Origin of the sequence: Stenotrophomonas indicatrix, assembly GCA_041545745.1 — a bacterium.
Taxonomy (GTDB): domain Bacteria; phylum Pseudomonadota; class Gammaproteobacteria; order Xanthomonadales; family Xanthomonadaceae; genus Stenotrophomonas; species Stenotrophomonas indicatrix_A.
Map to the genome: position 1 here is coordinate 2,496,252 of CP168152.1, position 22,035 is coordinate 2,518,286.

The 22,035-nt window shown below is 63.8% G+C and carries 19 protein-coding genes; 2 read left to right on the forward strand and 17 right to left on the reverse strand.

Annotated elements, in window-relative coordinates:
- From narI to moaA, 12 genes are all read right to left on the reverse strand, one after another.
- Positions 1–708, reverse strand: coding sequence for a respiratory nitrate reductase subunit gamma (narI, locus tag ACEF39_RS11460; protein ID WP_089235844.1), 708 nt, complete (start codon positions 706–708; stop codon positions 1–3).
- Positions 705–1,385: a nitrate reductase molybdenum cofactor assembly chaperone gene (gene narJ, locus ACEF39_RS11465; protein ID WP_500285117.1), complete on the reverse strand. Its 681-nt coding sequence runs from the start codon at positions 1,383–1,385 to the stop codon at positions 705–707. The genes narI and narJ overlap by 4 nt, the downstream gene beginning before the upstream one ends.
- Positions 1,385–2,929 (reverse strand): nitrate reductase subunit beta, encoded by a 1,545-nt coding sequence (gene narH / locus ACEF39_RS11470; protein ID WP_500285118.1) that lies wholly within the window; start codon positions 2,927–2,929, stop codon positions 1,385–1,387. The genes narJ and narH overlap by 1 nt, the downstream gene beginning before the upstream one ends.
- Entirely contained in the window at positions 2,929–6,684 is a 3,756-nt protein-coding gene (locus tag ACEF39_RS11475) for a nitrate reductase subunit alpha (protein ID WP_500285119.1), read from the reverse strand. The genes narH and ACEF39_RS11475 overlap by 1 nt, the downstream gene beginning before the upstream one ends.
- Positions 6,685–6,753: 69 nt before the next feature.
- Entirely contained in the window at positions 6,754–8,172 is a 1,419-nt protein-coding gene (locus ACEF39_RS11480) for a NarK family nitrate/nitrite MFS transporter (protein ID WP_375070371.1), read from the reverse strand.
- 144 nt (positions 8,173–8,316) lie between these two features.
- On the reverse strand, positions 8,317–8,682 hold the full coding sequence (locus ACEF39_RS11485) for a hypothetical protein (RefSeq protein WP_205404321.1): 366 nt from the start codon (positions 8,680–8,682) through the stop codon (positions 8,317–8,319).
- On the reverse strand, positions 8,679–9,227 hold the full coding sequence (gene mobA, locus ACEF39_RS11490) for a molybdenum cofactor guanylyltransferase (RefSeq protein ID WP_279324076.1): 549 nt from the start codon (positions 9,225–9,227) through the stop codon (positions 8,679–8,681). Before mobA ends, ACEF39_RS11485 begins: the two co-directional genes overlap by 4 nt.
- 87 nt (positions 9,228–9,314) lie before the next feature.
- Positions 9,315–9,791, reverse strand: a complete 477-nt coding sequence (locus ACEF39_RS11495; protein WP_500285120.1) for a molybdenum cofactor biosynthesis protein MoaE — start codon at positions 9,789–9,791, stop codon at positions 9,315–9,317.
- 3 nt (positions 9,792–9,794) lie between these two features.
- Complete coding sequence (locus tag ACEF39_RS11500; protein ID WP_049463966.1) at positions 9,795–10,055, reverse strand: MoaD/ThiS family protein; 261 nt, start codon at positions 10,053–10,055, stop codon at positions 9,795–9,797.
- Positions 10,056–10,057: 2 nt separating this feature from the next.
- Complete coding sequence (locus tag ACEF39_RS11505; protein ID WP_500285121.1) at positions 10,058–11,308, reverse strand: molybdopterin molybdotransferase MoeA; 1,251 nt, start codon at positions 11,306–11,308, stop codon at positions 10,058–10,060.
- The gene (gene moaCB, locus ACEF39_RS11510; RefSeq protein ID WP_500285122.1) at positions 11,305–12,303 is read right to left on the reverse strand and encodes a bifunctional molybdenum cofactor biosynthesis protein MoaC/MoaB; all 999 of its coding nucleotides are present in this window, start codon (positions 12,301–12,303) and stop codon (positions 11,305–11,307) included. The genes ACEF39_RS11505 and moaCB overlap by 4 nt, the downstream gene beginning before the upstream one ends.
- Before the next feature lie 8 nt (positions 12,304–12,311).
- Entirely contained in the window at positions 12,312–13,292 is a 981-nt protein-coding gene (moaA, locus tag ACEF39_RS11515; RefSeq protein ID WP_500285123.1) for a GTP 3',8-cyclase MoaA, read from the reverse strand.
- Positions 13,293–13,486: 194 nt separating this feature from the next.
- Here moaA and ACEF39_RS11520 point away from each other — a divergent pair, with 194 nt between their 5' ends.
- The gene (locus ACEF39_RS11520) at positions 13,487–13,891 is read left to right on the forward strand and encodes a ribonucleotide reductase subunit alpha (protein ID WP_089235854.1); all 405 of its coding nucleotides are present in this window, start codon (positions 13,487–13,489) and stop codon (positions 13,889–13,891) included.
- Here the strand turns inward: ACEF39_RS11520 and ACEF39_RS11525 are convergent.
- Positions 13,885–14,214, reverse strand: a complete 330-nt coding sequence (locus ACEF39_RS11525) for a hypothetical protein (RefSeq protein WP_500285124.1) — start codon at positions 14,212–14,214, stop codon at positions 13,885–13,887. The genes ACEF39_RS11520 and ACEF39_RS11525 overlap by 7 nt on opposite strands.
- 599 nt (positions 14,215–14,813) lie before the next feature.
- Here ACEF39_RS11525 and ACEF39_RS11530 point away from each other — a divergent pair.
- Positions 14,814–15,188, forward strand: a complete 375-nt coding sequence (locus ACEF39_RS11530) for a hypothetical protein (RefSeq protein ID WP_500285125.1) — start codon at positions 14,814–14,816, stop codon at positions 15,186–15,188.
- A gap of 126 nt (positions 15,189–15,314) precedes the next feature.
- Here ACEF39_RS11530 and ACEF39_RS11535 read toward each other — a convergent pair whose 3' ends face one another.
- From ACEF39_RS11535 to ACEF39_RS11550, 4 genes are all read right to left on the reverse strand, one after another.
- Positions 15,315–15,626: a hypothetical protein gene (locus ACEF39_RS11535; RefSeq protein WP_500285126.1), complete on the reverse strand. Its 312-nt coding sequence runs from the start codon at positions 15,624–15,626 to the stop codon at positions 15,315–15,317.
- A 310-nt stretch (positions 15,627–15,936) separates the two neighbouring features.
- Positions 15,937–16,164, reverse strand: coding sequence for a hypothetical protein (locus ACEF39_RS11540; RefSeq protein ID WP_500285127.1), 228 nt, complete (start codon positions 16,162–16,164; stop codon positions 15,937–15,939).
- A gap of 605 nt (positions 16,165–16,769) precedes the next feature.
- Entirely contained in the window at positions 16,770–17,231 is a 462-nt protein-coding gene (locus ACEF39_RS11545; RefSeq protein WP_500285128.1) for a hypothetical protein, read from the reverse strand.
- 5 nt (positions 17,232–17,236) lie between these two features.
- A complete protein-coding gene (locus ACEF39_RS11550) occupies positions 17,237–21,940 on the reverse strand; it encodes an RHS repeat-associated core domain-containing protein (protein ID WP_500285129.1) in 4,704 nt (1,567 codons plus the stop codon).
- Between the last annotated feature and the right edge of the window lie 95 nt (positions 21,941–22,035).

A 22,035-nucleotide genomic window follows, 5' to 3' on the forward strand; every position in this document is an offset into this window, starting at 1 on the left:
TTACTCCCGCGGTCCGTAACGCAGCGCCGCCTGGCGACGGCGCACCACCTGGTATGGCCGCCACAGATAGCTGACCGGAATGCTCCAGACGTGCACCAGACGGGTGAACGGCGCGATCAGGAACAGGGTCAGGCCCAGGAAGATGTGCATCTTGTAGACCCAGCTGACGCCCTGGATGTAGTCGGCGGCACCGGCACGGAAGGTCACGATGTGCTGCGCCCACTCGGCCAGCTGCACCATCACCCCACCGTCCAGATGTCCGGCCGACACGCGGATGCTGTACAGGCCAAGACAGAGCTGGGCGAACAGCAGCACAAGCACCAGGGTGTCACCGAAGCTGCCGGTGGCACGCACGCGGGCATTGGTCAGGCGGCGCACCAGCAGGATGCTGATGCCGATGAAGCACAGCGCGCCGAACACGCCACCCACCACCATCGCCAGCATCTGCTTCTGCGAGGAAGTGATGAAGTGTTCGTACACCGCGTGTGGGGTCAGCAGGCCTACCAGATGACCACCCAGAATGGCCAGGATGCCGATGTGGAAGCAGTTGCTGCCGATCCGCATGCCCTTGTCCGATAGCATCTGGCTGGAACCGGTGCGCCAGGTGTACATGGCCTTGTCATAGCGCGCCCAGCTGCCGATCAGCAGCACCGCCACGGCGATGTACGGGTAGTACTGGAAAGCGAATTGATGCAGGTAGTAGTTCATGGCTGGACCTCTCGATGCACAGGACGGGCCGGTGAGCGTGTCGGTGGCTTGCAGTCTTCAGAGGGCGCTTCGGCACCGAAGCGCACCGCTTCCTCCTCCCACAACCGGTCCATCGCCTCGGCCGTATCGTCGCGGGGTTCTTCGCTGGCGCGTTGCCGCAGCACCTCCAGGTTGACCTTGCCGTCGCCGGCCTCCACCAGGATCTCCAGCAATGGCACATGCGGCAGCTCGCGCTCGGCGGCGCGCGCGGCCAGCATCCCGGCGATATGGCCGATGTGGTGCAGCCATTCGCGTGCCTCGCTCTCAGATTGGTGGGCCAGGAACTCCAGCAGCAGCGGCAGGTAGTCCGGCAGTTCGCGTGCATCCAGCTCGAAGCCGTGCTTGCGGTAGGTTTCCACCAGATCGACCATGGCCTGGCCACGGTCACGCGATTCGCCGTGGATGTGTTCGAACAGCAGCAGGCTCATCGAACGGCCGCGGTCGAAGGTTGCCAGCCACGCGGCCTGCGCATCCAACGGATCGCTGTCCAGCAGCTGCTGCACGAAGCCGCGCAGCTGCCTGCGCCGCGTCGGCGTCAGTGCCACCTCGTCACAGGCCGCCAGCAGTTCCTCGCCGTGCTGCCACAGTTCCTCGCGGGGGTAATCCAGCAGCACCCCCACCAGCTTCAGAACGCTCATCAGACCACCTCCTTGCGGCGGTGGTTGGGCCCGTTGTTCACCACGAAGCTGGTGCTCTTGCGCTGGCCGAACAGGTCGGCCGGGCTGTCGCCGTTGCAGTCGTTGCCGAAGGTGAAGCCGCAGCCGCCGCGTTCGCCGAAGGCATCGTTGGCGTACTCGCGGTGAGCGCTGGGAATCACGAAACGGTCCTCGTAGTTGGCAATGGCCAGGTAGCGGTACATCTCTTCAACCTGGGCCACGGTCAGCCCGGCCTGGTCCAGCACCGCGGTGTCTTCAACGCCGTCCACGTTCTTGGCCCGGCGCCAGGCACGCATCGCCATCAGGCGTTCCAGCGCACGCACCACCGGTGCCTCGTCACCGGCTGTCAGCATGTTGGCCAGGTAGCGCACCGGAATGCGCAGCGAGGCCACGTCTGGCAACTCGCCACTCATGCCGATGCGGCCACGTTCGGCGGCCGACTGGATCGGCGACAACGGCGGCACATACCAGACCATCGGCAGCGTGCGGTATTCCGGGTGCAGCGGCAGCGCCAGCTTCCAGTCGATGGCCATCTTGAACACCGGCGACTGCTTGGCCGATTCCAACCAGCTGTCCGGAATGCCTTCCGCACGTGCGGCGGCAATCACCGCCGGGTCATGCGGGTCCAGGAAGATATCCAGGTGGGCCTGGTACAGATCCTTCTCGGCGGCCACCGATGCGGCTTCGGCAATGCGGTCGGCGTCGTACAGCATCACGCCCAGGTAGCGGATGCGGCCGACACAGGTCTCCGAACATACCGTCGGCTCACCCATCTCGATGCGCGGGTAGCAGAAGATGCACTTCTCCGACTTGCCGCTCTTCCAGTTGTAGTAGATCTTCTTGTACGGGCACGCCGACACGCACATGCGCCAGCCACGGCACTTGTCCTGGTCGATCAGCACGATGCCGTCTTCCTCGCGCTTGTAGATCGCACCCGACGGGCACGCCGACACGCACGCCGGGTTCAGGCAGTGCTCGCACAGGCGTGGCAGGTACATCATGAAGGTCTTTTCGAAGGCGCCGTAGATCTCCTTCTGCACTTCGTTGAAGTTGTAGTCGCGCGAGCGCTTGCTGAACTCCGAGCCCAGGATCTCCTCCCAGTTCGGGCCCCACTCGATCTTCTGCATGCGCTCGCCGCTGATCAGCGAGCGCGGCCGTGCGGTTGGCTGGTGCTGGCTGTCCTTGGCGGTGTGCAGGTTCTGGTAGTCGAAGTCGAACGGCTCGTAGTAGTCGTCGATCTGCGGCAGGTCCGGGTTGGCGAAGATCTTGGCCAGCATCCGCCAGCGACCGCCAGCGCGTGGTACCAGCTTGCCACTGCCGGTACGCACCCAGCCGCCGTTCCACTTTTCCTGGTTCTCCCATTCCTTCGGATAGCCGATGCCCGGCTTGGTTTCAACGTTGTTGAACCAGGCATACTCGACACCCTCGCGCGAGGTCCAGACGTTCTTGCAGGTGATCGAGCAGGTGTGGCAGCCGATGCACTTGTCCAGGTTCAGCACCATCGCGATCTGTGCACGGACCTTCATCACACCACCTCCTTGCTGGCCGATGCCGAGGCACCAGCGGGCTGTTCATCGTCCAACCAATCCACCTTGTCCATCTTGCGCACGATCACGAACTCGTCGCGGTTGGTACCGCAGGTGCCGTAGTAGTTGAAACCGTAGGCCAGCTGCGCGTAGCCACCGATCATGTGGGTCGGCTTGAGCACGATGCGGGTCACCGAGTTGTGGATGCCGCCGCGGGTACCGGAGATCTCCGAGCCCGGCACGTTGATGATGCGCTCCTGGGCGTGGTACATCATCGCCATGCCCGGCATCACCCGCTGGCTGACCACCGCACGTGCGGCGATCGCGCCGTTGACGTTGAACAGCTCGATCCAGTCGTTGTCGACGATGCCTGCACTGCGCGCATCGTCCTCGCTGATCCACACGATCGGACCACCGCGTGACAGCGTCTGCATGATCAGGTTGTCGCTGTAGGTGCTGTGGATACCCCACTTCTGGTGCGGGGTGATCCAGTTCAGCACGATCTCCTTGTTGCCGTTCGAGCGCTGGTTGAGCAGCGGCTCGATGGTGCGGGTGTTCACCGGCGGCCGGTAGCTCATGAAGGCCTCGCCGAAATCGATCATCCACTCATGGTCCTGGTAGAACTGCTGGCGGCCAGTCACCGTGCGCCACGGAATCAGCTCGTGCACATTGGTGTAGCCGGCGTTGTAGCTGACGTTGTCGTCTTCCAGCCCGGACCAGATCGGCGAGGAGATGATCTTGCGCGGCTGCGCCTGGATGTCACGGAAGCGGATCGCCTCGTGCTCCTTGCCCACCGCCAGATGGGTGTGCTCGCGGCCGGTGAAGCCGCCCAGCGATTCCCATGCCTTCACCGCCACGTGGCCATTGGTTTCCGGGGCCAGATGCAGGATCACTTCGGCCGCATCGATGGCAGTCGAGATGGCCGGCCGGCCCTGGCTGACGCCCTCCTCGTGCACGGTATGGTTCAACTTGCCGAGGAATTCCACCTCGTGCTTCGTGTCCCAGTTCATGCCCTTGCCGCCATTGCCGTGCTTGTCCAGCAGCGGCCCCAGCGAGGTGAACTTGCGATACAGGTTCGGGTAATCGCGCTCCACCACCGTCATCGACGGCATGGTCTGGCCGGGGATGGCCTCGCACTCGCCCTTCTTCCAGTCGGCCACGCCGAACGGCATGCCCAGCTCGTTGGGAGTGTCGTGCAGGGTCGGCACCAGCACCAGATCCTTCTCCACGCCCAGCACGCCGGGCGCCATCTCGCTCACGGTGCGCGCAACCTCCTTGAAGATGTCCCAGTCACTACGCGACTCCCACGCCGGATCCACCGCCTTCGACAGCGGATGGATGAACGGATGCATGTCCGAGGTGTTGAGATCGTCCTTTTCGTACCACGTGGCCGTCGGCAGCACGATGTCCGAATACAGCGCGGTGGTGCACATGCGGAAGTCCAGCGTCACCAGCAGGTCGAGCTTGCCTTCCGGTGCCTCGTCGCGCCACTTCACTTCCTCCGGCTTCACCGCCCCCATCTCGCCCAGGTCCTTGCCCTGCAGACCGTGGCGGGTACCCAGCAGGTGCCGCAGCATGTACTCGTGGCCCTTGCCCGACGAACCCAGCAGGTTCGAGCGCCAGATGAACATCATCCGCGGATGGTTCTGCTGCGCGTCCGGATCGGCAAAGGCGAAGTCCAGCGAACCGTCCTTGAACTTGCCCAGTGCGTAATCGGCAGGGGCCACGCCGGCCGCTTCGGCCTCGCGCACCAGCTGCAGCGGATTGCGGTCCAGCTGCGGCGCGCATGGCAACCAGCCCATGCGCACGGCGCGCAGGTTCAGGTCGGCCAGGCTGCCGCTGTACTTGCTGGCGTCGGCCAGCGGGGACAGCAGCTCGTCCACCTGTAGCTTTTCGTAGCGCCACTGCCCGGTGTTGAAGTAGAAGAACGACGTACCGTTCATATGGCGCGGCGGCTTGCTCCAGTCCAGGCCGAACGCCAGCGGCTGCCAGCCGGTCTGCGGGCGCAGCTTTTCCTGGCCCACGTAGTGCGCCCAGCCACCGCCGGTCTGGCCCACGCAACCGCACATGATCAACATGTTGATCAGGCCACGGTAGTTCATGTCGTTGTGGAACCAGTGGTTCATGCCCGCGCCGACGATGATCATCGAACGGCCATGGGTCTTGTCGGCGGTACGCGCGAACTCGCGGGCGATCTCGATCACCTCGCCACGCGGCACGCCGGTGATGCGTTCCTGCCAGGCCGGCGTGCCCGGCACGTTCTCATCGAAGCTCGTGGCGACATTGGCGCCGCCGAAACCGCGGTCCACGCCGTACTGCGCCAGCAGCAGGTCATAGACGGTCGCCACCAGGGTCTCGCTGCCATCGGCCGTGGCCAGGCGGCGCACCGGGATGTTGCGGTCCAGTACTTCCTCGGCCGGGGCGGCGGTCCAGCCGTCACTCTCGATGCCACCGAAATACGGGAAGCTGACCGCCTCGATGCCATCGTTGGCATCGGACAGGCTCAAGCGCAGGCGCGTATCCGCACCGGTGCTGGCCTTCTCCTCGATGTTCCAGCGACCCTTTTCGCCCCAGCGGAAACCGATCGAACCGTTCGGCACCACGATCTGGCCACTGGTCTCGTCGTAAGCGAGGGTCTTCCAGTCCGGGTTGTTGGCCTCGCCCAATCCACCCAGCTCGCTGGCACGCAGGAAACGCCCGGCCACCAGACGTCCATCCGCGCGACGCTCCAGGCGTACCAGCATCGGCATGTCCGAGTACTGGCGGCAGTAGTCCTGGAAGTACTGCGACGGCGAATCGACATGGAACTCGCGCAGGATCACGTGGCCGAAGGCGAACGCCAACGCGGCGTCGGTGCCCTGCTTCGGGTGCAACCAATGATCGGTCAGCTTGGCCAGCTCGGAATAGTCCGGGCAGATCGAGACCGTCTTGGTGCCGTTGTAACGCGCCTCGGTGAAGAAGTGCGCATCGGGCGTACGCGTCTGCGGCACATTCGAGCCCCAGGCGATGATGTAGCGGCTGTTGTACCAATCGGCCGATTCGGGCACGTCGGTCTGCTCGCCCCAGACCTGCGGCGAAGCCGGCGGCAGATCGCAGTACCAGTCATAGAAGGACAGACAGGCGCCGCCCAGCAGCGACAGGTAACGCGCACCGGCGGCGTAGGAGACCATCGACATCGCCGGAATCGGCGAGAAACCGACCACGCGATCCGGTCCGTACTGCTTCACCGTGTACAGGTTGGAGGCCGCGATGATCTCGTTGGCCTCTTCCCAGTTCAGCCGCACGAAACCACCCATGCCGCGCCGGGTCTTGTACGAGCGCGCCTTTTCCTTGTCCTCCACGATGCTGGCCCACGCATCCACCGGGCCTTGGGTCCTGCGTGCTTCGCGCCACAGGCGCAGCAGCGTGCCGCGGATCAGCGGATACTTCAGGCGGTTGGCGCTGTACAGGTACCAGGAATAGCTGGCGCCACGCGGGCAGCCACGCGGTTCGTGGTTGGGCAGGTCCGGGCGCGTACGCGGGTAATCGGTCTGCTGGGTTTCCCAGGTCACCAGGCCATTCTTGACGTAGATCTTCCAACTGCACGAACCGGTGCAGTTCACGCCGTGGGTGGAGCGCACGATCTTGTCGTACTGCCAGCGCTGGCGGTAACTGTTCTCCCAGTCACGGCCTTCGCTCTTGGCAAACCCATGGCCATCGGCAAAGGGCTGGGGGTCACGCTTGAAGAACTGCAAGCGATCAAGGAAATAACTCATCGGGGGTCTCCCTTTGCGGACATCTGCATCGTGGCTGTGTGTGTCATCTGGCTGCGGTGCGTTTTCATGTCAGCAAGGCGTCTCTGCGCCGCGCCGGTAGTACCACCACCAGGTCACGGCCAGGCAGGTGACATAGAAAACGACGAACCCGTACAGCGCCATGTCGGGGCTGCCGGTCAACGTGATCGAAGAGCCATAGCTCTTGGGAATGAAGAAGCCGCCGTAGGCACCGATCGCACCGGAGAAGCCCACTACCGCGGCCGACTCGATGCTGGCCTGGTGCGCCGACGTGGCCTTGCCCTCAGCATTGGCACCTGCCGACAGGCGCTCATGCAGCGTGCGGAAGATCACCGGAATCATGCGGAAGGTGGTGCCGTTGCCAATGCCGCTGAGCACGAACAGCGCCATGAAGCTGAAGAGGAAGCCGTAGAAATTGCCGCCCTGGCCATCGCTGGGCAGGAAATGCAGCACGCCGAACACCGCCGCGATCATCAGCGCGAACACCCAGAACGTCAGCCGCGCACCACCCCAACGGTCGGCCATGCTGCCGCCCACCGAGCGCATCAGCGCACCCAGCAACGGACCGATGAAGGCGTAGGCGAGCGGGTTCACGGCGGGGAACTGGCTCTTCACCAGCATCGGGAAGCCGGCCGAGAAACCGATGTAGGAACCGAAGGTGCCGATGTACAACCAGCACATCAGCCAGTTGTGCTTGCGGCGGAAGATCACCGCCTGTTCGGCGAACGAGGAGCGGGCGCTGGTCAGGTCATTCATGCCGAACCAGGCCGCCACCGCGCAGATCGCAATGGCCGGCACCCAGATGAAGCCGGCATTCTGCAGGTACAGCGGCGCACCGCCTTCCACCACCGGCTGCGGCGCACCACCGAGCGCACCAAACACGCCCACCGTGATCACCAGCGGAATCACCGCCTGTGCCACCGACACGCCGACATTGCCCAGGCCGGCATTCAGGCCCAGCGCCAGGCCCTGCTTCTGCTTGGGATAGAAGAAGGAGATGTTGGACATCGACGAGGAGAAGTTCGCCCCGCCAAAGCCACACAGGATCGCGATCACCACGAACACCCAGTAAGGCGTCGCCGGGTTCTGCACCGCAAAGCCGAGCCAGATCGTCGGTGCCAGCAGCGATGCGGTGGACAGCGCCGTCCAGCGGCGACCGCCAAAGATCGGAATCACGAACGAATAGAAGATGCGCAGCGTCGCGCCGGACAGGCTGGGCAGTGCCACCAGCCAGAACAACTGATCGGTGCTGAAGCCGAAGCCGATCTTCGGCAGGCTGATGGTCACCGCCGAGAACAGTACCCAGACCGAGAAGGCCAGCAGCAGCGAGGGAATGGAGATGACCAGGTTGCGGGTGGCGACCCGCTTGCCGGTGCGCTCCCAATAGCCGGGATCTTCCGGCGTCCAGTCGCTGATGACGCGACCGGGACTGGCAGTGCTGCGGACAACAGGATCGCTACCGACGGTCATACATGGCTCCAAGGCTGTGGAATGACGTGGGTACTGCTTTCAAGTTGTAACCCGTCGTCATGCAGCCATTAGGCCGTGCAGCAGCAACGACGGGGTTGATCTGGATCAATCAGGCGCGGGTTTCCCCCTCGCCCCTGACAAATGTCAAACCGATGATGCGGAACTGCGGCGGGTCACCCCGCGCTGGCGCACGCTATCGCGTACATCCACATCGAACTGCAGCTGCAGCGTGGTGCCGTCGTCCAGGTACAGCGCAAAGGCCAGGCCATCGCGGCATGGCAGACGCCCGGCCAGGTCTTCCACGGAAGACCGGGGCAATACCAGACGGCAATCGGTGCCGCTGTCGAGCAGCACGGCCGATTCGCCACCATGCAGCGAAACGGCCGTGCCCCAGCCGCCGCTGCCACCGAACCGGGTCAGGTTCTCCACCGTCTCACCGGCCAGCAACTGGGCCAGTTCGGCTTCGTCCAGGCGAAGGCGCATTGTCTGTTCTTGCAACTGCACCTTCATGAGGCAACGTCCTCCCATTGGGTGGGGGTATTGCAGTTGACCAGGGCGCTTTCATCAGCGTGGGCCAGGCGCAGGGTCTGCGCGTCCAGCCGGTGTTGCAGGGCCTGCAGGGAACGCGGGCCGAGGGGATCGTGGATCATGTTTTCGAGGATCGTGCGACTTTCATTGTCCACATTAAACAGCATCGGAAGCGGATGCCCGTCAAAGATCGTGCAAGCGCTGCGATGCCCGTCACGCAATTGCCGCAGCAGATCCGGGGTCAGACGGGGCGTATCCACCGGCACCACCCAAGCGGGGCCATCGGGCATCTGCATTGCCACGCTGAACAGGCCGCCCAGCGGCCCGCACCGTGTGATCTGGTCGGGCACGCCGCCGAAGGCCGGGTAGCGTCCGCTCACCCAGACGCGGTCTGCCCCGGCCAGCCGCAACGTGCCGCGCATGTGCTCCAGCAGCGTGCGCCCCTGCCAGGGCAGCAGCGCCTTGTCGCGGCCCATGCGGCTGGACAGGCCACCGGCCAGCACGATGCCGGCGATGGTCGTGTTCATGCGGGAAACCCGGCCACGCCATGCGTGGCTGCCCCTGCCTGGCGCGAGGGGAAAGCTCCATCCACGCATGGCGTGGATCTACTGCCGTCAGTGGTGCTCATGTGCCGGCTCACTGTCGGCGTGGCATAGCGTGCAGCCTTCGCTCCACTCGCTGTCGCCGTCTTCGTAATGTTCCTGTTTCCAGATCGGGCACTGGTGTTTCACCGCCTCGATCAGCTGCCGGCACGCGCGGAACGCTTCATCACGGTGCGGGCTGCCTGCGGCCACCACCACCGCCACATCGCCAATGCCCAAGCTTCCCTTGGCATGTGCCACGTACAGTTTCAGCTTCGGCCCGAACGTCGCCTCGATCTCCGCCGCCAAGCGCTGGATCTCGTTCAGCACCAGCGGTTCGAACAGGTCGTAGGTGATGCCGGTCACCGGCCGCCCCACATTGAAGTCGCGTACCTTGCCGATGAACACATCGATGCCGCCGAATGCCGGGTCGGACACCGCTGCGATGCCTTCGGCCGGATCGATGGCGCGCTGCGCGCGGTCCACCACTTTCGCAGTCACGTTGCTCATGGCTCAGCCCCCACTCACCGGCGGCAGGATCGCCACCTTGCCATCGGCGGGCAGCGCCTCGTGGTCACGCAGCACGCGCTGCTGGTCGGCGAAGGCCGAATAGTCCAGCAACCCGGCGCGGAAACCGGGAAAGCGCACCGGCAACAGCTCACGCAACGCCTGGCGCAGATCGGCCACGGTGCCACCGGCCACCTCCAGCGCGATCTCGCGGCTGGCATCCAGATCGGAAAACGCACCGAACAACTGCAGATTCACCTGTTTCATCATCACTCCTGGTTCGCCAACTGCAGCGGGTCCTGATGGCCCCAGCCCTGCACGCGCACCGGTGTGCCGGCCGCGACGAGGTCACCCTCGCCCTCCAGTACCACCCAGGCGTTGGCCTGCAGCATGGATTTCAAACGGAACGATTCCTGGCCGGCCAGCACGCGCGCGCTCAAACGCCCCTGCGCATCCACGTCCACCCGCGCACGCGCGTGGAAGCGCAGGCCCGGCGGCTTGCGCACGTCGGCCTGCAACGGCAGCTGCAGCAACGGCTCGGCGGCCAGGCCCAGCAGGCGCCGCAGCACCGGTTCCACGAAGAAACGCTGCCCCACTGCCGCCGACACCGGGTTGCCGGGCAGGCCAAAATACAGCGCGCCGCCCGGCAGCACCGCGAACAGCAGCGGCTTGCCCGGGCGGATCGCCACTTTGTGAAACACGATGCGGGCGCCACGCGCGCGCAGCGCATCGGGAATGAAGTCGTAGCGGCCGGCCGACACCGCGCCGGTACTCACCAGTACCTGTGCCCCTGCCGCCAGCGCGTCATCCAGCACGGCATCGAAGGCAGCCACCTCATCGCCCACCGTACCCTGCCACACCACGTCGGCACCGGCGGCCTGCAGGCGGCCGGTCAGATAGGGCCGGTTGCTGTCACGGATCTGTCCGGAGTCCAGCGCCTGCGCCGCTTCGGTCACCAGCTCCTTGCCGGTGGCAATGACAGCGACCTTCGGCCGTGCCACCACCGCCACCTCGGCCACGCCGATGGCGTGCAACAGAGTGCGCGCATTGATATCCAGCGTCTGCCCGGCCTGCAGCACGCGCTCACCTTCTTCCACGTCCTGTCCACGCAGGCGCACATTCTGGCCAGGCTTCACCGCGCTCTTCAACGAAATGCGCGTCGGTCGGCCATCTTCACTGGCGAGGATCTCCACGTTCTCGATCGGCACCACCGTATCCAGCCCAACTGGCATGCGCGCGCCGGTCATGATTTCCCAGGCACCTTCGCCGCCCTCGGCACCGGCATCGCCTGCGGCCTGCCAGCCCTGCACCGCAAACCCGGTACCACTTTCGAACGGCGTGCCATTGGCGCGCAGCGCGAAGCCGTCCATCGCCGAATTGTCGAACGGCGGCAGCGACTGCCCGCTGATGATGTCCGTGGCCAGGATGCGACCACCCGCCTCATGCAGCCTCAGCTGCTCGGCCGGTAGCGGTGTGGCTGCCTCCATCAGGTGCTGCAGCGCTTCGCTGTAGGCGATCATGCGTGGCCACCGCCATCGACCATCGCCAGCGCGTGGCCCAGCACCGGTGCCAGAATGTCCAGACACTGCGCGGCCGCACGAGGGCTGCCCGGCAGTGCAAATACCAGCATGTCATCCAGCTGCACCACCTCGGCACGGCTCAGCCAGGCCATTGGCGTGTGCTGCGCACTCAACGCGCGCACCATCTGCGCCAGGCCGTGCACCGGTCGCGCGTTCAACGAACGCAGCGCTTCCGGGGTCAGGTCGCGCGGGCCCAGCCCGGTGCCGCCGGTACACAGGCACAGGCGTACGCCCTCGCCCGCCAGCGCACGCAGGCGAGCCGCCAGCGGTTCGACGCCATCGGGCAGTACCTCGGCAGCCACCACCTCGCCACCGAGCGACTGCAACCCGCTCACCAGCTTCGGGCCGGACTCGTCGGCATACGTGCCCTCGCTCGCGCGATCGCTCAGGGTGATCACCGCGCAGACCGCACCATTCAAACCCTTGGGCGGGCGCGGCCTGAAGCGCTCGCGCTCACCATCGTCCATGCCATCCGGATGCAGCCACAGACCACGCTTGCCGCCTTCCTTGAACAGCAGGCGGATGCCCTCGATGCGCAGTGCCGGCTCCACCGGCTTGCTCAGGTCGTACAGGGTCAGCAGTGCCGCGTTGACGCCGGCAAGCGCCTCCATCTCCACACCGGTGCGGGCCTCGCTGGCGCACTCGCACCACACGCGGATCGACTGCCGTTCCGGCACCGGCGCGCAGTACACCTGCACCAGTTCCAGCGGCAGCGGGTGGCACAGCGGCATCAGCATCGAGGCCATCTTCGCCCCCTGCAGGCCGGCAATCTCGGCCATCACCAGCGCATCGCCCTTGGGCAGGCGGCGCTCGACAATCAGCGGGTAGGCCACCGGTCCGGCATGCAGCTCACCCACCGCCACCGCGCGGCGGCGGGTAACGCGCTTGTCGCGCACATCGGCCATGTGGAAGGCCGCAGTCAATTCACCACTCATCGTGTTCCTCATCCTCCGATCGACGCCAGATGCGGGGTCAACCCGGTCTGGCCCTGGTGCAATCCGTGCCCGGCCGCTTTCAGGCCAAGCTGTGTGGTGATGCGTGCCAGCAGCGCGTCCTGGTCGTCGTCGCTCTGCAGCAGCGGGCGCAACGGCACGCCGAATTCGCCGAACAGGCACAGCCGCAGGTCGCCCTTGGCGGTCACGCGCAGGCGGTTGCAGCCCTTGCAGAAGTCACGCGAGTACGGAGCGATGATGCCCACCGTGCCGCGATGCTGCGGATGGCTGAACTCACGCGCCGGGCCGGCATCGGCCGCGCGCGGGCGCTCATGCCAACCGGCGGCATGCAGCTGGTCGATCACGTGTTCGGCACGCAGGTGGTGCCGCTGGAAATAGGCTTCGTTGTCGCCGGTACGCATCAGTTCGATGAAGCGCACGCTGAAGGGACGGTCGCGCAGGAACTCCATCCACTGCGGCAGCTCGTCGTCGTTCAGGCCGCGCAGCAGCACCGCGTTGAGCTTGATGGCCGGCAGGCCCAGTGCCTGCGCCATCTCCAGCCCCTGCTGGATTTCCGGCAGGCGGTCGTGGCCGGTGATGGTGCTGAAGCGCTCACGCTGCAGGCTGTCCATGCTCACGTTCAGCGCGGTCAGGCCGGCGCGGTGCCAGCCCGGCAGGCGGCGCGGCAGCAACGTGCCATTGGTGGTGATGGCCACCTTGCGGATGCCGGGCACGGCAGCCACCGTGGCGATGATCTCGTCCAGGTCCTTGCGCAGGCTGGGCTCACCACCGGTAAGACGGATCTTGGTCATCCCCAGCATGGCAAACGCGCGCACCAGGCGCGCGATCTCGTTCACCGCCAGGAAGCGCGGGCGGCCATCGGCCTGGTAACCATCGGGCAGGCAGTAGCTGCAACGGAAGTTGCAGGCCTCGGTCAACGACAGGCGCAGGTAGGGAAAGCTGCGCCCGAATCCGTCGGTGAGTTGGCTCATGGCTGGTCCACCTTGTTGTTCCACCGTCTTGCCTGTGCCCGGAACGGCCCGGATACCCTCGCCTGCTGAGACTGACGCCAGCCTACGCGGCAGGCATTGGCAACGGGATGACTTAAATCAATCGCCGCCGGCCACGCCGCGCGGGCGTTGTGGCAGCATGCGGCTTTCCGTGCCGTGTGCGTGTGACAGCCATCATGATGATGAACGATTTCCAGCAATTGCTGCAGGCCGCCGGCGAACAGGCCGAACCGCAACGCCTGCTGTTCGTATTCGCCCGCGCCGACCTGCCCGAATCGCCCACCGACGACCAGCGTGACCGGCATGACCGCCGCGAAGGCGGCACCCTGTCGCCGGTGCTGTGCGTGGACAAGCTGCCGGCCGAGGTGCCCAGCTTCCAGGCGTTGGCCAGCGAGTCCACCACCACCGGTGTGGAGTGGGACATGGTGTTCGTGGCGGCAATGGACGGCCGTGCTGGCTTCGCCCCCACCACCGACGAAGCCACCCGCCCGCTGCGGCTGATGGTCAACGCCATCAACGACGGCCAGATCGGTCGCTTCGCCGCCTTCGACCGCAGCGGTGAGCCGATCCAGTTCTATTGAGCCACCAGCTGCAGGGTCAGAAAGAAGATCACCAGCACCGTGTTCAGGCCCCAGGCCACGGTCAGCCCGCGCGCAGCAACGCCCAGGTTCGGGGTGCGCGCGGTCGGTGCCGCCCGCCACACTGCCGGAATGATCCAGCCGGTATAGAGCAGCAGCACGGCGAACACCGCCAGCACCAGCGTGGTGCGCTGGTTGGCCAGGGCCCAGAGGGCAACGGCCCAGAGAATGTTGCTGGGGACGACCCCTTGCAGCCAGAAGACGTTCCAGAGGCGTGAACGGCCTTGGGTGTCGGGCGTGGGGTGCAGAGACGCGGTGGCTGTCATAAGTCTCCTTTGTGTTTAGGAAACGTGCCGGGCAAGCCTGCGCTTGGTGGGTGGGGAACGTCAAGGCACGACGGAATCGGTAGCGCCGAGTCGTGCCCGGCGGAATGCATCCGGGTTCACGGTGCCGCGCTCGCTGGGCACGACCCGCCGCTTCCGACGTGATGTCGCCTTCGCCCCGGCCGCCCCGCTCTCTCCATGCCCACAACCACGACAGCTGTCGCAGATTGCCTGGTCGCGCTGGACCAACGCGGCAGCCAGCGCTGCCAGTACTTAACAGCGTGGTTCAATGCCGAAAGCGTCTCCAATCGTGAGCTATTTGCAACTCTTCTGATTGGCATTGCATAGCGACGCGGGCTGAGATGGCGTGCCACCGAAAACGGGTGGCCGGGCGTCGAACACCCGTGTTGTTCCTGAGTGATTACGCTTGCCAGTCGGCGTCACCTTGCGTGGCGCCGGCTGGCAATCCGTCTGCCGGCTATGGCGGGCGGTACGTGGGGGCCCTGTGCCCGCCGGCTTGGGATCAACCCGGTGTTCGAACCTCGTACCGTCCGCCACCTTTTTGTGTGGCGGCTACCGATTGCCTTGCACGGAGCCTCGCCATGAACGGATCTGACCTGCCCCACCTGTACGCCTACAGCGACCCGGCCAACGCCGATGACCTGGCAGAGGCTGTGCCCTGTTCGGATTCGAACACCCTGAGTGCCAACCTGAGACGCATCGGCAAAGGCGCCGCCGCCGACGGGCTGCCCTGGCCGGAGCGGCATCAATTGCCCGGGCGCTGCATGGCGCTTGCCGATGCCGATTGCGCATTGGCCGGCTTGCGGGTAGTGCAGGAGGTGCTGCTGGCAGCGGAGCGGACCCGGCAGAACGGCGAGCCCGAGGACTACGTGGGCGACCGGGTGATGGAGGGGCTGATGCTAGCGTGCCTGGCGTTGAGTGCGCAGGCTGTGGGGCGATTGCAGGTGGAGCGTTGAACGGGACTCGCTTGGAATGCACCTTGTGCCTCCAGGCTCAGCAGCGAACGGCAAAAAGCCCACCGGTACTGCAGCCCCCCTTTTTCTCGCGTTTTCCTCCGTCTCAACAACAGCATTGCCCCACGCTCACTCGCTTGCCGCCCTCTTTCCGGATAGAGCAACCAGGAAGATCAGAACAAGGGCGATGCACACTGCCACGTTGAATAAGAGGATGGGCCGTATGGCGAGGTAGAGCTCACCGACTCCCACGGAATACGGACCATGATTGGGCTGCGAGCCCAGCGCTCTGGCAATGATCTGAATCCAGACAAGCGAAGCTATATGAACCGCAATGATTCCAATCGCGGAGAAGAGCCTTCTGGTGGGAGTTCTACCAACCATTGCGAAATACGCGAGCACCAAGAGGGCCGCATAGAAAACAACCAACATCCAAGTCATCACCGCTTCCGTGCGGAATCCTCCGCCCTCATGCAACCCGTGCTCGCTGAGCTTTCATCAGGCCTTCGCTGGTACGCGGAAGCCAATGCGCCTCGCCCTGGCAAACGGCGGCCCATGCCCCTTCCGCCTCTGGCATGAACCCACGCATGCCGCCCCGCAGCTGGGAACGCCCAACCTGTCAGCCTTGGGGGGGCTTGGTCATCTCCGGGATCGACAGCTGAGCCGGCCGCATGATGAGCAGTGCTGCTCGTACTCCTTGATGCACGATGGCTTGCAGCACTACGCCGGCGTCCGTGGAACTGAAAAGTCTTCATCGTTGACGCCGTTTCTTTCCTGACTGGGCTGATGGACTGTCGCGCAGCCCTTGCCGGATCGCGATATCCAACGCTACTGCAGCCGCGACGAAGCACATCGCCGCGACGGCCCTCTCATAGGCCAATTGGCCAAAGTACTGCTGAATCGCAAATCCAAAACCACAAAGTCGACCGCACAGCGTGCCGCTATTGTTGATTCCAAACTTCAGAACCAAGACGCCCATGAAGGCAGCCAGACTGCAGAATACCAAGCCCGGAAAGAAAACAAGGGGCGCCAAGCTCGCTTGGGTTTCGACATCAACGACTCCAGCACCGATGAAATATATCGAAACAAATACCAACTTCGGGAACGCCGCACTTTGAAAATTCCACCCCCGATCATAACGCTACGACTCTACCGACCCAAATGGCGGCAAGTCGCCATTGCAGTATGGCTCCAGAAATTGAACCGTGCAAACGGAGGATTTGAGGGCAAACCGACGGATCGCAATCCCGCCGCCAGTTGTAGAGAAACCTACTCACATCCATCACCTACTGCGCCGGGGAAGCGCAGCGCCAGTTCGAGTGCCACACTATCCGCACCCGGTCATTCCGCAACCGGTCATTGACCGGCGCTTGATCCCAAACACCTCGCTCCTGTCGTTCCACTCCCAGATCGCGATATTCCGCACTGAGCCAATCGCCACGCGCGGTGCACCCAAGCGACCTTGCTGAATGGGCGCACCAACCAAGCGCCCACCACGATGGCGATGCACCTCACAAGCCAAGGGAATGCTCTTGATGAAGTTGAAGGCTTGCGGCGCTTGAAGCAACAGTTGAGCCGATCAATTCAAGAGGAGAATGCGGCCCATTCACACGAAAAATCAGAAAATTGAATGCGGATCTCGCCCTCGTGATCAAGAACTATTTGATGCTCAAACAATCCAGGCCGAAGGACAGAGAATTCATGCCTCAAAACATCAGCATGGGCATGCTCTTTTAAACTGGACTCCTTCAAAAATAAGTCATGCACAGAATCGTAACTGAGGACAAACTTTCCCTCGAATAGCTGATCGACAAGACTGATTTCCACGAACGTCCTAGAGCCAGAGAATTTATCCGCATAGTTCTTTGAAACCATCAATGACAACAATCTCGAATCGTGCAGCGTCCCCTTGCCATGGAGCGAATAGCTCCGTGCATTCGCGGCAAAATCCCTCAGTCCAGGAGGCATGCCATCGGCCACTTCATCAATATAGTCGAAATACTCGGTGAAGTTCCACGATACACCGTCGTGATAGATCCTACTCATAATTCTCACATGTTCTCACAGCCGGGATAGTCGGGGGCATCTTCGCAAATTCTCTTTGGGCTCGGCGTTGACATCTCGTTTATAAGCGTCCCCAGTATAGGCCAGCCACGCAGAGCCGATTTCAATTTCGAAGCTCGCTTCTCGGCTCGCCCCATATGGACTCCAATTCGACGAGAGTAGTCGGCGGAAATTGTCTTGCACTGATCCTCTACACCACTAGGCAGACCTGATGGAGCGCCTTTGAATCCATGCTTATTTATCCAGCCGTCGGGCCCGTAGACGCCAACCTCATTTCCGCGAGGTCCAAGAACGTGAATTTCAAAGGACGCATCGCCACGATAGTTGAATGTGTCAACACGTCCTGTATAACCATCTCCGAGATCAACCGGCTTCCCAGCCATACCTAGGGGGTCAACAAGGCTGACGGGGTTACCGCTGACGTAGCCGAAGGTGCCTACGCCACCGAGCAATCCAATCGGATCGCTCTGGGAATACCGCCCCACTGCCGGGTCGTACTCCCGCCGGTAGTTGTAGAACAACCCACTCGCATCCGTCGCCTGCTGGCCCGGGAAGCGCAGCGCCAGTTCAAACACCACACCATCGCCATCCGGGTCGGCACTCGGAATCTGGTTACCGAACACTTCGCTCTTGCTGCTCCAATCCCATATCGCCACATTGCGCACTGGGTCGATAGCAACGCGCGGGGTACCCAGATGGTCCGGCTGGATGTAGGCCAGCTCCGGCACGCCGGCGCTCGGCAGATTGATCAACGCCACCGGATAGTTGTCCAGCCAGATCGCCTGCTGCTGCGCCTGGCCCGTGGCCGAATAGTTGCCCAGCCACTGCCCTGCTTCGTCGTACAACGTGATCTGAGCCGCACCCCCGGCCGGAGTACGCAACACGCGCTCACCGCGGTGGTTGTAGGCGTAGCTTTCCAGCACGGCATTGCTCTGCTTCACTGCATTCATGCGGTTGGCATCGTTGTAGACGAACGCCTTGCTGCCGATGCTTGTGGTATTGCCCGCCGCATCATGATTGCGTGGCTCACCATCGACCGCCGTAAGCCGGTGGCTGGTGGCCGGATAGGTGTAATTGGCGGTTCCTGCCGAAGTAGTCAGCGAGATGCGGTTGCCGGTGGCGTCGTAGCCGTAGGTTTCAATCGGCGTGCCGGTCGCACCGTCCTGGGTCTGGGTCAGGCGGCCCAGGCTGTCGTAGGCGTACTTGGCCAGCACTTCCGAACCAGCGCCATTCTTCAATTCGGTGATCGAACCCACCGGATCATAGCCATAGCTCAGCGACAGGCCCCCTGCGGCCGGGTCATGCACGGCCTGCGGGCGGTAGTCCAGGTCCAGCGGCCGCTGCAATTGACGGCCGTTGCCATAGATCCAACCGGTCGCCGGGCCGAAGGCTGCATAGCTCACGTTGTTCACCACGATCTGGCGCGCTTGGCCAGGCCGGGTCAGTCCGATCTGGCTGATGCGCCCTTGGGTATCGCGCAAGTAGTCGGCCACGCTGCCGTCCGGGTAGGTCAACGCGGTCAGACGACCGGACTTGCTGTAGGCGTAGCGCAGCGTACTGGCGACACCGTTGACGGTCTGCACCTTGCGGGTGATCTGGCCGAAGCGGTCATGGCAGTACTGGGTGCTGCCATTCGCGTGCAACACCTGCCCCAGGCGCCCCTTGGCAAAGCGCTCGTCGGCGGCGCAGGCAGCCGGTACCACGTCATAGCTGTAGCCCACGTCCAGATTGGGGCCCGGATAGGCAATACCAGTCAGGCGGTTGAGTGCATCGTAGTGATAGGTGGCAGTGATACCGCGCGCATCGGTGGCGGTCTTGCGGTTGCCAGCCACATCAACGGTGAAGCTGCTGGCGCCACTGTCCGGACTGACCTGTCCAGTCAGATCACCGAAACCGTTATAGGCATAGGTGGTGTGCAGGCCCTTCGGGTCGGTCACCTGGGTGACCTGGTCCAGCGCGTTGTACTGGCTGCGGATTTCCGCAGCAACACCTCCCACGTCCTGCAGGGTCCGAGCCAGCCGGTTCAGGGGATCGTACTGCTGGCTGGAGACGCGCTGCAGGGCATCGGTTACCGTCTGCGGGTTGCCGTTGGCATCGTAGGTGAAGCTGGTGGCGTGGTTGCCGGCGTCTTTCAGCGCCGTAAGCTGGCCAATCGTGTTGAAGGTGCGTGCCAGGGTGCGGCGCAGGGTGCCGCCCGCATCCAGGGTATCCTCCTTCAGGCGATTGCCGGCATTGTCCAGCATGTAATGAACGGTGTTGCCCGCGTTGTCCTCGATATCGGTCAGTCGCAGTGCTGCGTCATACACGTAGGTCACGCTGCTGCCATCGGGCTCGGTGATCTGTTGCACCTGACCAGTGGGCCAGTAGCTGATCTGGGTGGATCGATCCTCGGCGGTGGTGGCGCCGCGTACGGTCACCGAGATGGGCCAGCCACGAGCATGGTAGGCGTAGTCGGTGACCACGCCATTGGCATCCTTCACCGACAACGGTCGCCCGTAGGCGTCGTAGGCCAACGTCTCCACCGTCTGACCGAGTGCATTGGTGACGCTGCGCAGGTCGCCCTTGCGATAGGTGCAGGCCCCATTGGTCGCGCACCCTGCATCGTCTGCGGCGTAGTAGGCATAGGTGCTGACGTCGGCCACGTCGGTGCGTGCGCCGTCCACGCTCTTCAGCAGCCCCTCCACGGGGCAACTGCCGGCTGCGGCTACATCCGCGGCCTCGCAATAGGTATACGTGGCCGTACGCGTCTGCCCGGACGCCAGGTCCTTCAGGGTCACGCTCACCGGCTGTCGGCGCGCGTTGTAGGCGGTGCGCGTCTCACGCTGAGCGATGGTCGTAGCCAGCACCGCGTTGGTCACACTGTCGCGCGTGGTCTGCACAACACGCTGCTCAGGTAGGCCGACTGCATCGGTAATGGTATGGGTGTTGACCGGTCGGCCCGTCACCGCGTCGACGCTTTCGCTGTAAGTGTGCTTGGTCTGGACGCCGCGCCGGTCCGTATAGGTATCCAGACGCCGGCGGAAATCGACCGCGCCGTCATAGTAGGTGCGGCTGATCGAACCCTGGGCATCGGTCGTGCCCGACACCTTGCGGGGAGGTGCGCTGTCGCCACCGGCTGTCAGCGTGTAATCGGTCTGATGGCCCAATGCATCGGTGACCACCGCGCCGCCATTCGGGCTGTAGGCAAGGGTTACGCCATCAGCGCCACCCGCGTGCTGGCTCGAAATGACGCGACCGATGGTGTCATAGGTGAAGGTGCTGTAGCGGCGCCCATCCTCGGCGGTAATGCCGGTCAGGTGCTGGGGGAAATCCTGATTCTCGTAGTGATAGGTGCGCACCCCGCCGCCCGCGTAGGTGACGGTAGCGACCTGCCCATGCGCAGTATAGGTATAGCTCGCCTGCGGCACGCCCGCGACCAGAACGGAGCTGATCAATGCTTCGTAGTCGTTGGACTGATAGACGAATTCAAGCGTACGGCCGCTGCTGTGCACGACGGCAGCGAGGCGCTGGCTATCGTCATAGACGAAGGTGAGCGAGGTGCCGTCCACATAGCGCTTCGCGGCAAGCCGGCCCGCATCGTCGAATGTCGAAATGGCGTCGGACGCGTACAGCGTCCAGTTCCCATTCTGGACCAGGCGATCGCCACTGCTGTCGGCGGCCTCGTAGACCTGGCCGATCTTCTTGAAGGCGCGCTGGAAACCGGTGGCTTCAACGATGCCTGCGCCGCCCGCCCCATCCAGTGCGAGCTGGGCACCAAGCGAGTGTGTCCAACCGTAGCCGAAGCCTCCGGACGAGGTGGATATTCCCGAATGGTAATAGCGCGTCAGTGCAATCCAGCCCAGATCGAAGTCCTGCGCGATCTCGTACTTCTCACCGGTCTTCACGTCGCAGGGGTTGCCTACGGTGCCGTTGCACGGCGGTTCCTGTGACGACGAGCTGTTGGAAGGGATTGGACTCATGCCGCTCATGGCAGCATTGCCTGCGGTAGGGCAACTCCCATTGCCGCCATCCTTGTCGCACTGCGTCGTCTTGGAGGTGATGGTGGCTACGAACTCTTCGCTGACGCAGGCTTCGTGCTTGTTGGACCACTGGGTGAGGGGGACCGGGCAGTTCAGACGCCGGGTCCGCGTCATATGGGCATCGCTTGGATAGGGCGTGCACGGCGACTCGGCTGTGTTGTCGCCGGTCATGTATATCACTTCAAAATCACGTGTCTCGATGGTTCCTTCCATATCCGGGCTGAGCGCATACCACTCGCTTGTGGGCGTGACGGCTGCACCAGGACATACAGGATTGAACGCCTTGATATCGGCGAGATAGGAAGCGACCATCGCCTCTTCGGTCGGGAACTGCGCGGTACTGAGATACGACCAATCAGGGTCGGAGGGCTGGGACTTGCCCATCCAGTACGTGATTGAGGTATTGCCCTCCAGGTCCACGACCTTTGACTTGATCGAATTGACGGACTGCCAACCGAACTGGAACTCAGGCGGGAACGGACTCGGCGCGGGCAGACTCTTGATCGCCTGCACTGCCTCCTGCTGAGTCTTGTACTGGGTCGAATTCCCGCTTGGCTGGGAGATGCGCCAGGTTGTCTTGCTCTCCTGCGCTTGCGCGGCAAGGGGGGCTGCGCAGCCAAGCGCGGCCATCATCAGCGCCACACACGCCAGCTTCATTGTCCGTTCGAACATCCGTGTTCTCCTTCCTGGGCGAATACCGCGCCGGGAGGGACGAAGGTGCACAGGCGGATCACCGCCCTGTAGCCCCCTGCTTCGGATCGTCCCTG

Bases quoted from the DNA above. Each gene is read 5' to 3' on its own strand.
- moaCB (WP_500285122.1), bottom strand. From the start codon at position 12,303: ATGAGTGGTGAATTGACTGCGGCCTTCCACATGGCCGATGTGCGCGAC.
- ACEF39_RS11495 (WP_500285120.1), bottom strand. From the start codon at position 9,791: ATGAGCAACGTGACTGCGAAAGTGGTGGACCGCGCGCAGCGCGCCATC.
- narJ (WP_500285117.1), bottom strand. From the start codon at position 1,385: ATGAGCGTTCTGAAGCTGGTGGGGGTGCTGCTGGATTACCCCCGCGAG.
- ACEF39_RS11550 (WP_500285129.1), bottom strand. From the start codon at position 21,940: ATGTTCGAACGGACAATGAAGCTGGCGTGTGTGGCGCTGATGATGGCC.
- ACEF39_RS11545 (WP_500285128.1), bottom strand. From the start codon at position 17,231: ATGAGTAGGATCTATCACGACGGTGTATCGTGGAACTTCACCGAGTAT.
- narH (WP_500285118.1), bottom strand. From the start codon at position 2,929: ATGAAGGTCCGTGCACAGATCGCGATGGTGCTGAACCTGGACAAGTGC.
- ACEF39_RS11475 (WP_500285119.1), bottom strand. From the start codon at position 6,684: ATGAGTTATTTCCTTGATCGCTTGCAGTTCTTCAAGCGTGACCCCCAG.
- ACEF39_RS11535 (WP_500285126.1), bottom strand. From the start codon at position 15,626: ATGACTTGGATGTTGGTTGTTTTCTATGCGGCCCTCTTGGTGCTCGCG.
- ACEF39_RS11505 (WP_500285121.1), bottom strand. From the start codon at position 11,308: ATGATCGCCTACAGCGAAGCGCTGCAGCACCTGATGGAGGCAGCCACA.
- ACEF39_RS11500 (WP_049463966.1), bottom strand. From the start codon at position 10,055: ATGAAACAGGTGAATCTGCAGTTGTTCGGTGCGTTTTCCGATCTGGAT.
- mobA (WP_279324076.1), bottom strand. From the start codon at position 9,227: ATGAACACGACCATCGCCGGCATCGTGCTGGCCGGTGGCCTGTCCAGC.
- ACEF39_RS11485 (WP_205404321.1), bottom strand. From the start codon at position 8,682: ATGAAGGTGCAGTTGCAAGAACAGACAATGCGCCTTCGCCTGGACGAA.
- narI (WP_089235844.1), bottom strand. From the start codon at position 708: ATGAACTACTACCTGCATCAATTCGCTTTCCAGTACTACCCGTACATC.
- ACEF39_RS11525 (WP_500285124.1), bottom strand. From the start codon at position 14,214: ATGACAGCCACCGCGTCTCTGCACCCCACGCCCGACACCCAAGGCCGT.
- ACEF39_RS11480 (WP_375070371.1), bottom strand. From the start codon at position 8,172: ATGACCGTCGGTAGCGATCCTGTTGTCCGCAGCACTGCCAGTCCCGGT.
- ACEF39_RS11520 (WP_089235854.1), top strand. From the start codon at position 13,487: ATGATGATGAACGATTTCCAGCAATTGCTGCAGGCCGCCGGCGAACAG.
- ACEF39_RS11530 (WP_500285125.1), top strand. From the start codon at position 14,814: ATGAACGGATCTGACCTGCCCCACCTGTACGCCTACAGCGACCCGGCC.
- moaA (WP_500285123.1), bottom strand. From the start codon at position 13,292: ATGAGCCAACTCACCGACGGATTCGGGCGCAGCTTTCCCTACCTGCGC.
- ACEF39_RS11540 (WP_500285127.1), bottom strand. From the start codon at position 16,164: ATGGGCGTCTTGGTTCTGAAGTTTGGAATCAACAATAGCGGCACGCTG.